Below are 12,212 nucleotides of genomic sequence, written 5' to 3' on the forward strand. Positions count from 1 at the left end.
CGAGATGCGTTGGCTGCCTCGATGGCAGCGCGGCAAGCACCGCGATGTGCCACCCGGCCCCGCCCTGCCGCCCGGCCCCGCCCTGCCGCCCGGCTCCGCTCTGCCGCCCGGCTCCGCTCTGCCGCCCGGTCAGGCGCACTGGCGACGACTGCCGCCTCTTGCCCCGACCGTCCGGCGGCCGCCGCTGACCGCAGCCGCCTCGATGGGCGTGTTCGCGGCCGCCAACGCCCGGCCGCTCATCCAGGCGCCGGGCCGCAGTCGCCTGACCGACCGTCATGCCGGGGACGCGGCGAGGCCCCCGACGCCCCCGCGGGCGAACCCGGCCCCCGACGTGGAGCGGATCGCCGGACGCGTGACGGGACTCGTCGCGGTCCGCCCCGAAGCGCCGCAGGAGCAGGTGACGGCGGAGGAGCAGGAGACGGTCACGCCGCCCCCGGCCCGCGCACGGAGGCGGTCGGCCGTCGCGGACCGTGCACCGACCCCGGTGCCACCGCCGGAGACGCTGCCTGCCGCGCCGCGGCTCACCCCGCGTGTGCTCGCGTCCGCCGGGCCTCGGCCGAGCCTGGTCGAGGCCCGTGACGAGTACGTGGGCGATCCGCTGCCCGACGCCGCACCGGAGGCTCCCTCGGCCTGGCTGCGGATGGTCGAGTCCTACCGTCCGCCATGGGCGACGGGAGCCGCAGCTGCCCGGCCTGTGCCGCAGGCTGCCGTGCCGCCCATACCCGAGGGCGGCGGCTCGTGGTCGAGCGAGGCGGCGAGCGCACCACCACGCCCGTCGCAGGACCCGCGTGCGGGAGCGGTGAGGCCGGCGCGCCGCGCCTCCCTCGCCGAGAGCCGACGGCTCGGCCTCGGCATCCCACTTCGTCAGCCGAGCGCCCTGGAACCGGAGTTGCCGGTAGAATCGCCCGCCGAATCCCTCGACGCGCCCGTTCAGGACAAGCAGCCCGGGCCCGCTGAGGCCGCTGAGGCGGCCTCGTCGCCCGCGTCCGCTGCTGACGCGGGCCGGTTGCCGCGCCTCGCGGCCGAGATCCCCGTGGAGACACGGAGGGATACCGACGACCCCGAGCCGCCCGAGGCCGCGCCGGACCTCCCGATCGACGAGCCGGTACGGCCCTCCACGGGCGCGCCGTCCGGCGCCCGGGCGAGGCGTCGGGGCACGCCGCCCGCGTTGACGCTGCCGGTACCACGTGCGCGGGCTGCGGAAGGTACCGGGTCCGGCGATCGGGGCGGGGCTGGCGACGAGGCCGTGCTCCCGGCGGTGCGGCTCCCGGCTCCACCCGTCTACCGTTTCGTCCTCGGCGCGCGGCCGACTCCGGCCGCTGCCATGGCCGTTCGCCCGACCGCGCCCGCACCGACTCCGCCGGCGAGCACGGGTACGGCCACGGGCGCTCGCGCGGAGAAGCCGCTGACACGGCCGCGTGCTCGGCGTCGGCCGGAGCACGCCCACGACCACGACCACGCCGAGTCCGAGCCGCCGCCCGCCCCCTCCCCGCCGCCGGTGCAGGCAGCCCCGCCCGAGCTCGTCCACGCCGTGCGCCGGGCTCACGGCGTGGACGTCTCCGACGTGCCGATCCACCGCGGTCCCGAGGCGGCGGCTCAGGCACAGGCGCTCGGAGCGCACGCCTTCACCCGAGACGGCCAGGTGTTCCTGCCCGCGGACAAGGGGCCGCTCGACCAACCGCTCGCGCGCGGCCTGCTCGCGCACGAACTCACCCACGCCGCCCAGCAGCGGACCCTCGGCTCCCGGCTTCCTCCTGAGGACTCCCACGCCGGCATGGCTCTGGAGGCCGCGGCCGTGGCGACCGAGCGGTGGGCGCGGGGCCTGGGCGCGGCCCCGGCGGCGGGCGATGCCACCCCGCTGGCATCGTGGACCGCGCCGTGGCAGGCGGCGCCCGCGAGCGGCGTACAGCGGCAGGCCGGTGACGTGACGGGCGTGGCCGAGCCCGCGTACGGGCCCACGCCGTTCGCATCCGAGGCCGCTTGGACTTCGGCACCGCAGACGTCGGCACCGCAGACGTCGGCACCGCAGACGTCGGCACCGCAGACGCCGGTGCCGTTCGACGCGGAGCTGGCCGCGGCCAGGGACAAGCTCATCGAGCTCAGCGGCCGGCGTCCGCTCGACCTCGACGACCCCGGCGACATCGAGGAAGTGGCGGTCCGGGTCTACCAGAAGATCCACGGACGGCTGCGCCGTGAGCTCCTGGTCGACCGCGAACGCGCGGGCCGGCTCGGCGAGACGGGACGGTTCGGATGGACGAGATAGACGCGACCGACGAGACACGAGGGAATCCATGAGCATGACGCGGTCGCTGTCCGGCGCGGCTGGGCAGGCCCGGAACGTCGCCGGGGCGGTCGGTATGAGCCACCGGTACGCCGTGCTGATCGACAACGTCGCCTACCACTTCGGCGACTGGTCCAGGGTGACCGGCCTTTCGGTGTCCTGGCAGCAGATCGAGCACCGGGTCGGGGACCGCGGCAACCAGGTCTGGCTCTTCCCCGGCGCCACCAGGTACGAGCCGATCACGCTCAGCCGGGCGGCGGGGCCCTACTCGCGGGTCGTGCAGCAATGGCTGACGCAGACCTCGCAGCACCCGCGGCCGCAGAGCGGCACGATCCAGCTGGTCGACTACGCCGGGATCCCGATGGTCCAGTGGCGGCTGAGCGAGTTCTTCCCGATCGCCTGGTCCGTCGAATCCTTCGACGCGGCCGGGGCCAAGCCGGCGATCGAGACACTCAAGCTCGCGCACACCGGCTTTCTTGAGGACGACCTGAACTCCTCGGCCCCGCCGCTGCCGTCGCCGATGATCACCTCGTTCTGACAGCCGGCACCGAAGCCCGGCAAGGCACACCGGAAAGGCAATGCATCAGTGAACATCGCGTCTCTACCACTCGGCGGCGGGGCCTCCGCGTCCACCGCCCTGTCGTTCGGGCAGGGGACGACCGGCAACACCGCGTTCCGGTACTACGGCCTGTCCATGCGTTTCACCGTCACCTTCTCCACCGGCGACGGCAGGGAGCCGCTCGGCGAGTGGTCCTCCTGCAAGGGGCTGAGGGTCGACTTCAAGACCGAACCCGTCAAGGTGGGCGGCGACTACAGCGGCGAGGTCAAGCTGCCCGCCCAGGTGACCTACTCCCCGGTGGTCCTGGAGCGGGCGATGGAGGCACGGCCGTCCCAGCTGTTGCAGGCCTGGCTCGGCAGGCTGGTCACGACCTGGATGAACTACGACAGGGACGGCACCCGGCCGCCGAGCGGAACCGTGGACATCGCCCTGCAGGACGTGCACCAGAACGTCGTCGCCTCCTGGAGCCTGCGCAACGCGTACCCGGTCTCGTGGAGCGGACCGGTCCTGGACGCCAGGCAGAACGCGGTCGCCCTGGAGACGCTGACCCTTGAGCACGAGGGCTTCCTGCCACAACCCGCCGTATAGGAGCCGAACCCATGGTCACCCCCGCGAGCCTTTCGGCGCAGCGCGCCGCGCTGACGCCGACGAGCATTCCACGGGCCACGGCTGCGCCCGCGCTGACCCAGCGCGGCAACGCGAAACTGGGCCCCGCGGAGGCCGCCGGCGCCTACTACGTCATGTTCGACTTCAACCCGGCGGCGATCGTGATCACCCACATGGCGCCGGTGATGCCGTCCGCCGGGCTGCGCCATGGGAGAGAGAACGGTGCGCAAGACGGAGGGGACTCCGGGAACGTCGCACTGGTCACCATGCCGGCCGAGGAGGTGGAAAGGGCCAAGGGCACCACGAGCATCGCCATGCGCTCGCTGACCTTCGACGGCGGCGACGTGGAGCGCAACTGTCTGCGCCTTCTCTCCTGGACCCATTTCCAGCCCGTCACCGACCCTGCGTCGGAGAAGAAGACCGAGCTGCCCCGGCTGAAGTTCGTCTGGGGACCCCAGATCTACCTCGTCCACCTCAACCAGGTGACGATCACCTACACCAGGTTCAGCCGGTCCGGGATGCCGGTGCGGGCCGCCGTCGACCTGACGCTCCATTCGATCCCGAACATCCCCGGGCCGACCAATCCGAGCTCGGGGGGCCTGCCCGGGCGTCGTACCCACCTGCTCGCCGGTGCCGAGAGTCTGCCCGAACTCGCCACGCGTTGCTACGGCGGACCGGGGCGCTGGCGGGAGATCGCCGCGGCGAACCGGTTCGAGGACCCGTTGCGGGTGCGGCCGGGGACGCAGGTCTACCTGCCGAGCACACAGGAGACCGGACGATGACGGTGTCGCAGGATCTCGGCGCCACCGTGTGGCCGACGGTACTGGTCGGCCCCGGTGCGGGCCGGGAGCTGTCCGGCGTCGCCGCGAGATGCCTGGTGCGGGCCGAGGTCGACACGCACCTGCTGCTGCCGGCGATGTTCGCGCTCGCTTTCGAGGACCTCACCGGGGCCGCGCTGGACGAGGCGGGGCTCGATATCGGCGCGCGCGTCCAGGTGCTGGCCAGATCCGGGCCGGGCGGCCGGCTGATCGTCGGCGAGGTCACCGCCGTCGAGGGGCACTACCAGGGCACCGTCGGGCGGACCGTGGTCCGTGGCTACGACCTGTGCCATCGGCTCCAACGGGCGCGCAGGACCAGGTCGTTCGACGACTCGACCGACTCGGAGATCGCGCTGCTGATCGCCCGGGAGGCGGGGCTGCCGCTCGGCGAGATCACCGAGACGGCGACCGTTCACGAGCACCTGCTGCAGTGCAACCAGAGCGACTGGGAGTTCCTGGCGCAGCGGGCCGGCGAGACCGGCTTCGAGTTCGGCATGGTCGACGGGCTCTTCCGCTTCCGCCGGGCCTCCGTGCTCGCGGACTCCGACGAGGGCCTGCCGGTACTCGCCATGCCCGGTGCGCTGCTGCGCTTCGAACCGCGCGTCACCGCGGGGAACCTGACCCCCGATGTCGAGGTACGGGTCTGGGACCCGCTGCGGGCGAGGCTCTCCGCCGCGCCCCCGGTGCCGACGTCATCGACCGGCGCCTCCACCCCGCACCCGCAGGGCCTGCCCGAGGTCGCGGCGCTGTTCCGCCCGGCCGCGGAGGAACCCGAGGGCACGGCCGACGAGCAGGAGCCGCAGGCCGGGGAGGACCTCGGCCCCGCACCGAGCACGACCGCCCTTGTCGTCAACACCCTGCCGGTCGCGAACGCCGAGGACGCGTCCGCGGCTCTCGCCGCGTCCCTCGGCGGGACCTTCGCCGAGGCCGAGGGCGACGCGTGGGGCGACCCGGCGATCCGTGCCGGCGGCACCGTCAAGGTCACCGGCGTGCCCAGGCGGTTCCCCGCCACCTGGCTGGTGACCCGCGCCCGGCACGTGTTCGACCTGGCGGAGAACGGCTACCACACCGAGTTCGCCGCCGGTGGCGCGCACGACCGCTCGCTGCTCGGCCTGACCTCGGCCGGCGGTGCCGGCCCGGTGCGGATCCCCGGCCTGGTCTGCGCGATCGTCGACGACATCGGCGACAGCCACGCCCGGGTGCGGCTGACGCTGCCGTGGCTGTCCACCCAGGTGCGCACGGACTGGGCCCCGGTGGTGCAGTTCGGCGCCGGCAAGCGCGCCGGCGCGATGTTCCTGCCCGAGGTCGGCGACGAGGTCCTGGTCGGGTTCGAGTTCGGCGATCCGCGTCGCCCCTACGTCCTCGGCGGCCTGGTCACCGAGGACAGCGCCTACAGCCTCGGCGGCAGCGCGATCCGGCAGGGACCGGGCGGTGCGGACTCCTCGGTCGCCCGCCGCGGGTTCGTCTCGGCCTCGGGCAACCGGCTGGTGTTCCACGACGAGATGAGCGCCGACGAGGTGGGCGAGGACCCGAAGCCGGAGCAGTCGCGGATCATGCTCGGCACCGGCGACGGCGCGTTCGGCCTCGGCATCGACGTCGTCCAGGGGTCGGTGGAGCTCGCCTGCGCGCCCACCGACCCGGCGGGGCAGCTCACCATCAGATGCGGCCAGGCCGGGACGGTCAACATCGTGACCGGCCAGGGCGGCACCGTGACCATCGACGGCGGCGACTCGCTGACGCTGAAGTCGGCGGGATCGCTCACCATCCAGAGCCAGGGCACCGTCTCGGTCTCCGGCGCGTCCATCTCGCTGGGCGGGTGACGGGCGGCGATGACCGACTTCACCGGCACCGGCTGGTCGTTCCCGTTCTCCATCGAGCCCACGGGCGCGGTGGCCATGGCCTCCGGTACCGCCAAACTGGAGCAGGCGATGCGGCTGATCCTGGAGACCTATCCCGGGGAACGTCCGATGCGGCCGCGATTCGGCAGCACCCTGCGGGACTACGTCTTCGACGGGGCGAGCGTCCACAAGGCCGCCGAGATAGCCGACGTCGTCAAGGACGCCATCGAGCAGTGGGAACCGCGCGTCGACGTGGCCGAGGTGGACGTCTACCCCGACCAGGAGCGTTCCGGTCTGCTCTACATCGACATCCGCTACGTCGTCCCCGGCACCAACAGTCCGCGCAACCTCGTCTTCCCCTTCTACACCATCCCCGAGCACGAGGAGGGCGAGTACTGATGCCCCTGCCGGTTCCCGATCTCGACGACCGCCGGTTCCAGGACCTGGTCGACGAGGCCAAGCGCCTGGTGATGCGGCGCTGTCCGGAGTGGACGGACCACAACGTCTCCGACCCGGGCGTCACCCTGATCGAGACCTTCGCCCACATGACCGACCAGTTGCTCTACCGGCTCAACCAGGTGCCCGACCGACTGTATGTCACCTTCCTGAACCTGATCGGCCTTCGGATGCTCCCGCCCACCCCGGCGCGCGCACCCGTCACCTTCTGGCTGTCCAGTCCCGCCCGCGTGCAGCTGACGATCGGCGCCGGCACCCGCGTCGGCACCCTGCGCACCGCCACCGCCGAGTCGGTCGTCTTCACCACCCGGGAGGACCTGGCCGTGGTGCCCTGTTCGCTCGCACGGATCAGGACCGCGGTCGAACCCGGGTCCGAGTCCGAGGACGAGCGGGCCGGCCGGGCCGCGAGCGGCGTCGGGGACGAGGTGTCTGCCCGGACGGCGGACCGCTCCCGGCTGCTGGCCGACGGCCGGCCGTTCCCCGCGTTCCACCGACGCCCCGAGAGCGGAGACGCACTCCTGATCGGCCTGTCCGAGCCGGTGCCGGGGTGCGTGATCCGGCTCGGCTTCCGCGGCCGGGTCGAGGGCGTGGGCGTCAACCCGAAGCACCCCCCGCTGGTCTGGGAGGCGTGGACCGAGGGCGGCTGGACGGAGTGCGAGGCGGGGCTCGACGAGACCGGGGGCCTGAACACCTCGGGCGCGATCGTGCTGCACATGCCGTCCGCACACCGGGCGAGCGTGGTCGACGGCGACCGCGCCGGGTGGATCAGGGCACGGGTCGTCGAGCCCGAGGAGGGCCAGCCCCCGTACACCGACTCGCCGGTGGTCGACGGGCTGACCGTCTGCACGGTCGGCGCCACGGTCGAGGCCGTGCACGCCGAGCCGGTCGGCCTGGAGACGCTGGGCGAGGCGGAGGGCGTGCCCGGGCAGCAGTTCCCGCTGCGGCGCAGTCCGGTGCTGGCCGGGTACGGCCCGCCGGTCATGGAGACCAGCTCCCCGGACGGCTGGCAGGAGTGGACCGAGGTCGAGCACTTCGCCGACAGCGGACCGCGGGACCGGCACTTCGTCCTGGACGCGGTCTCGGGAGTCGTCCTGCTCGGCCCGGCGGTGCGCGAGGCCGACGGCAGCCTGCGCAGCTACGGCGCCGTCCCCGAGAAGGGCGCCGAGGTGCGCATCCGCGGCTACGCGACCGGGGGAGGCGCGCGCGGGAACGTCGCGACCGGGTCGATACGCCGGCTGAAGTCCTCGATCCCCTCGGTCACCGCCGTGGAGAACCGGCGCCCGGCGGCAGGCGGGGTGGACGGGGAGACCCTGGACGAGGCCAAGGACCGCGGTCCGCTGCTGCTGCGCACCCTCAGCCGCGCGGTGACGGCGGAGGACTACGAGATCCTGGCCCGCGAGGCGGCGCCGGAGATCGCCCGCGTGCGCTGCGTGCCGACCGGCCGCGACCCCGCCGAGGCCGGGGGAGTCCGGGTGCTGGTCGTCCCGGCCGCGGCCATGCAGGAGGGGCGGATCCTCTTCGAGAACCTCGTCCCGCCGGAGCCCACGCTGTCCCGGATCGCCGCCCGGCTCGACCGGGCGCGGGTGGTGGGCACGCGGGTCGTGCTGGAGCCGCCGCTCTACCGCGGCGTCACCGTGGTCGCCCGTCTGGTCGCCCGGCCTCGGGTGAACGTCGAGCGGGTACGCGAGGACGCCCTCGACGTCCTCTACCGCCATCTCAATCCTCTGCCGGGCGGCGGGCCCGACGGCACCGGCTGGCCGTTCGGCCGCCCGGTCCAGGCCGGCGAGCTGTTCGGCCGGTTGCAACAGGTGCACGGGGTCGAACTGGTCGAGGACGTACGGCTGTTCTCCGCCGACCCGGTCACCGGTGTACGCGGCAAGGAGGCCGGCCGGATCGATCTCGACGCGAACAGCCTGGTGTTCTCCTACGAGCACCAGGTGAGGGTGGAGGCGCACTGATGCGGCGAGCTGTGGAGGGGTTGGCCACCCCGTACCCGATCGGCACCCTGCTGCCCGCGGTCTTCCAGGAGGACCCGGTGGCGATGCGGTGGACCGGGGCCCTGGACGAGGTGCTCGCCCCGGCGATCTCGACCCTGGACTGCCTGGCCGCCTACACCGACCCGATGCTCGCGCCCGCCGACTTCGTGCGCTGGCTCGCCGGCTGGCTGGGCGCGGTCCTGGACGAGAACTGGCCGCTGGAACGGCAGCGGGCCGCCGTGGCGCACTGCGTGCGGCTGTACCGGCTGCGGGGCACCGTCGAGGGTCTCCGGGCCCTGGTCGAGCTCGCCACCGGTGGGGAGGTGGAACTTGCCGAGAACGGCGGCGTCCGCTGGTCCACGGCCCCGAACACCCCCCTGCCGGGCGAGGCGGGGGCCTGGCTGTCAGTCAGGGTGACGGTGCCCCGGGGCGCGACGGTGGACGTCGTTGCGCTCGGGGAGCTGATCGCGGCGGAGAAACCCGCGCATGTTCCTCACGGGCTGGAGGTCGTTGAACGATGATCGTGTGTCGCAAGTGCGGGCTCCACAACCGCGACGAGGACGTCTTCTGCGGCTCCTGCGGGGGCTTCCTCGAATGGACCGGGGAGGTCCAGACGCCGAAGGTCGCGCAGGAACTGGTCCAGGAGATCGAACAGCAGCGGGAGGAGGCGGCCGCCAAGCCGCCGGTCGGCCTGCTGCAGCGGGTGATTCAGGGGACGAACAACTTCATCGCCGGCCCGAGGCCGGAGGGCGCGGGGGCCGCCGCTACGGCTCCCGGCCAGCAGCAGAAGGCGCCGCCCCCCGGGCCGCCACGGCCGGGCGCTGCCCCGTCCCCGCGGCGGGGCCCCGGCGCGCCCCCGCCCCCGCCGCCGCCCAAGCCGAAGCCGAGCGCGGCGCCCCCACCGCCACCACCCCCGCCGGGCGCTGCCACGCCCCCACCGCCATCGCCACCGCGGAGCGCGGCCACGCCCCCACCGCCGCCACCGTCGCGTGGGCGGAGCGCTGCCCCGCCCCCACCGCCGTCGCCACCGCGGAGCGCTGCCCCGCCCCCACCGCCCAAGCCGAAGCCGGCCGCGGCGCCTCCTCCTCCGCCACCACGGCAGGGGGCCGACACGCCTCCGCCGCCGGGGCAGACCGCCACCCCGCCGCCACCACCGCGCGTGCAGACCGCCACCCCGCCACCACCGCGCGGGCAGACCGCTGCCACGCCTCCGCCACCACCGCCACCACGGCAGAGCGTTGCTGCCCCACCGCCGACGAAGCCGATGCCGAGTGTTGCGCCCCCGCCGCGGCCGCGGCCCGGCGCTGCCACGCCTCCGCAACCACCGCCACCGCGCGGGCAGAGCGCCACCCCGCCTCCGCCGCTGCGGAGCCCCGCGGAGCCTCCGCCTCCGCCGCGTCGGCCGGTGCGGAGCGATGCTGCGGCGATGGTCGCGCCGGTCGAGCGCGCCGATCCCGCATCCGACTCCGCGTCACCCGCGCCCGCGCCGGCGCCGGCGCCGCAGGCGAAGGACACGCGGGCCACGGGACCGGTGGCCGAGGAGGTCCGCGAGCAGGCTCCGCGGATCGCGCGGGCCCGCGCGGTCGCGGTGACCAGGACCGCGCCGAGCCGTCGCCTGCAGCCGGGCGACCTGGTGTGCGGTGTGTGCGGGGAGGGCAATCCCAGCACCCGCAACTTCTGCAGTCGGTGCGGCACCTCACTCGTCGAGGCGGTGAAGGTCAAGGAGCCGTGGTGGCGAAGGTTCGTGCCCAGGCGCGGCCCGCGCGTCGTCCCGCTCGAACCGGGCGCGGGCGTGGGTGGTGGCAAGGCGGACGGCAAGGCCGCCGCGCAGCTCGCGAAGTCCCGCTTCGACCTGAAGTTCCTGCTGCGGCAGATCTACCGCAAGGTCCGCGTCGTCGGTGCGGTGGCGATCCTCTGCGCCGGCATGGTCTACGGCGCGTATCCGCCGTTCCGCAGTGTCGTCAACGCCAGAGTGCAGAGCGTGAAGGCGTCCGTCACCAACGCGCTCGGCAACCGTCTCTCGCCGATCCACGCCGTCAGCGTGACGGCGAATGTCTCCATGCCCGGATATCCCCCGTTGAACGCCGCCGACGAGAACACCACCACGTACTGGCTGGCGCCCTGGTCGACCTCACGCGAGCCGACCCTCACCTTCACCTTCGCACACCGCGTGACGCTGAAGCAGATCCTGCTGCGGTCGGGTGCGGGCAACGCCTACGTCCAGGACGGCAGGCCCAGCGAACTGCGTCTGGTGTTCTCGAACGGCGAGTCCTTCACCGTCACCCCGCAGGACAAACCGCAGGAGCAGCCGATCACGATCAGCCACGCGGACCTGATCACCAGCATGCAGATCCAGGTCGGTGCGGTCTATCCGGGCAGCAGTGGTTCCAGCGTCGCCATCACCGAGATCGAACTGTTCGGCCTGACGATGTGACAGGGCCTGACGATGTGACAGGGGAGGACACGTGGCAGATTTCGTCATCAGGACCGGGGACCTGCTGGAGGTGACGATCCCGCCGCCCACCGCGGTACCCGCGCTGGAGGCGCCGGTGGCGCTGACGGGTTCGAGCACCGATGTCACCGTCGGCGGCCTGCCGGTCTGTCTCCAGGACGACGAGCTTCCCATGGTGCTGCGCGTGCCGCTGGTGTACACGGAACCACCCTTCACCGTTCCCGGCACGGGCACCCTGATGCTCACCCTGCTGCCGGAGAACATGACACGGCAGACCAGCAACGGCGGCAGGCCGATCCTGATCGGCACCGGGACGTTCACAGCGATGTTCACCGTGGAGACGCCCGCCATGCAGCCCACCCCGGCCGGCCCGGTGCCGGATCCGGAGCCGGAGAAGCCGGGCACCGCGCGGTTCATCACCACCAACGCGTCGGTGACCGCGGGCTGAGGGCCCCGCGAGCGGGGTCAGCTTCGCGGCGGTGCCGGTACGGGCCGGGCGGCCCGTTCGGTGACCGTGCTCCGTTCCCACCGGCGCACGCTCACCGGGGCCCCGGCCGGCTCCGTCCCGGACGGGGCGGAGCCGCTCGACGTGGCGACGCCGGGCCGGCCGGCGGCGGGGGCGGGGAGCCGGCTCGCGCCGAGCACGATCTCGCGTGGCGCCGGCGCCAGGCCGGTCGCCATCGGCGGCACGGTGGCGGCCACCAGGTCCAGCACCAAATGCGCGCGCGGTGCGATTCCGAAGCCCGGCCACAGGCCCTGCGTCGAACGCCCCGGCTCGTCCCCCGCACAGCGCACGAAGGTGGGGAGACCGGTTGCGGCCAGAGCCCCCGTCAGATGGTCGTCCGCGATGGTGTCCGCAGTGGTACAGGCGTCGATCAGCAGGCCGAGCAGGCTGTGCTCGTCAAGTGCTCGCCGGGACGTCTCGTCCCCGGCGCCGGGCGGGTCCGCCCACGCGGTGACCGCGTAGGAGATCCGGTAGTAGCGTGCCGCAAGCTGCCTGCCCAGCAGCCGCCCGTCGCCGTCGCGCACCTCCGACCATCCGGAGGTGGGCTGTTCCCGGCCGTCCCTGCGGATGTCCCAGAGGAACAGGCTGACGAATGCGCTGCCGGATCCCCGTGCTTCCCAGTCGGCCCGCGGCGCGTCGAACCTGACGCCGGTACCCGGCGGCAGGACGGTTCCGAGCCAGTTCGCGAGCGAGAGATCCGCGTCCCGCAACATCCGATGGC

Annotated in this window: 11 protein-coding genes; 10 read left to right on the forward strand and 1 reads right to left on the reverse strand. The window is 73.7% G+C overall.

Annotation, left to right across the window (positions count from 1 at the left end; translation table 11 throughout):
• The first annotated feature begins 4 nt into the window (after positions 1 to 4).
• The 10 genes from ABH925_RS16950 (at position 5) to ABH925_RS16995 (ending at position 11,434) form a co-directional block, all read left to right on the forward strand.
• Positions 5 to 2,263 carry a DUF4157 domain-containing protein gene (locus ABH925_RS16950; RefSeq protein ID WP_370148723.1) on the forward strand — a complete coding sequence of 753 codons (2,259 nt, stop codon included), beginning with the start codon at positions 5 to 7 and terminating at the stop codon, positions 2,261 to 2,263.
• A gap of 28 nt (positions 2,264 to 2,291) precedes the next feature.
• Positions 2,292 to 2,819, forward strand: coding sequence for a phage tail protein (locus tag ABH925_RS16955; RefSeq protein ID WP_370148725.1), 528 nt, complete (start codon positions 2,292 to 2,294; stop codon positions 2,817 to 2,819).
• Positions 2,820 to 2,867: 48 nt separating this feature from the next.
• Complete coding sequence (locus tag ABH925_RS16960) at positions 2,868 to 3,428, forward strand: phage tail protein (RefSeq protein ID WP_370148726.1); 561 nt, start codon at positions 2,868 to 2,870, stop codon at positions 3,426 to 3,428.
• 11 nt (positions 3,429 to 3,439) lie between these two features.
• Positions 3,440 to 4,228: a hypothetical protein gene (locus ABH925_RS16965; protein ID WP_370148728.1), complete on the forward strand. Its 789-nt coding sequence runs from the start codon at positions 3,440 to 3,442 to the stop codon at positions 4,226 to 4,228.
• The gene (locus ABH925_RS16970) at positions 4,225 to 6,084 is read left to right on the forward strand and encodes a VgrG-related protein (RefSeq protein ID WP_370148729.1); all 1,860 of its coding nucleotides are present in this window, start codon (positions 4,225 to 4,227) and stop codon (positions 6,082 to 6,084) included. Before ABH925_RS16965 ends, ABH925_RS16970 begins: the two co-directional genes overlap by 4 nt.
• A 9-nt stretch (positions 6,085 to 6,093) precedes the next feature.
• Positions 6,094 to 6,501 carry a GPW/gp25 family protein gene (locus tag ABH925_RS16975; RefSeq protein WP_370148731.1) on the forward strand — a complete coding sequence of 136 codons (408 nt, stop codon included), beginning with the start codon at positions 6,094 to 6,096 and terminating at the stop codon, positions 6,499 to 6,501.
• The gene (locus ABH925_RS16980) at positions 6,501 to 8,516 is read left to right on the forward strand and encodes a putative baseplate assembly protein (protein ID WP_370148732.1); all 2,016 of its coding nucleotides are present in this window, start codon (positions 6,501 to 6,503) and stop codon (positions 8,514 to 8,516) included. The genes ABH925_RS16975 and ABH925_RS16980 overlap by 1 nt, the downstream gene beginning before the upstream one ends.
• Positions 8,516 to 9,055, forward strand: coding sequence for a phage tail protein (locus tag ABH925_RS16985; protein ID WP_370148733.1), 540 nt, complete (start codon positions 8,516 to 8,518; stop codon positions 9,053 to 9,055). The genes ABH925_RS16980 and ABH925_RS16985 overlap by 1 nt, the downstream gene beginning before the upstream one ends.
• Positions 9,056 to 9,960: 905 nt before the next feature.
• Positions 9,961 to 10,968 (forward strand): hypothetical protein, encoded by a 1,008-nt coding sequence (locus ABH925_RS16990; RefSeq protein WP_370148736.1) that lies wholly within the window; start codon positions 9,961 to 9,963, stop codon positions 10,966 to 10,968.
• Between the two features lie 31 nt (positions 10,969 to 10,999).
• Positions 11,000 to 11,434, forward strand: coding sequence for a hypothetical protein (locus tag ABH925_RS16995; RefSeq protein ID WP_370148737.1), 435 nt, complete (start codon positions 11,000 to 11,002; stop codon positions 11,432 to 11,434).
• A 17-nt stretch (positions 11,435 to 11,451) separates the two neighbouring features.
• Here the strand turns inward: ABH925_RS16995 and ABH925_RS17000 are convergent, their stop codons facing one another.
• Positions 11,452 to 12,204 (reverse strand): Pvc16 family protein, encoded by a 753-nt coding sequence (locus tag ABH925_RS17000; protein WP_370148739.1) that lies wholly within the window; start codon positions 12,202 to 12,204, stop codon positions 11,452 to 11,454.
• Positions 12,205 to 12,212 lie beyond the last annotated feature (8 nt).

Source organism: Streptacidiphilus sp. EB129, assembly GCF_041262645.1.
GTDB lineage: Bacteria > Actinomycetota > Actinomycetes > Streptomycetales > Streptomycetaceae > Streptacidiphilus.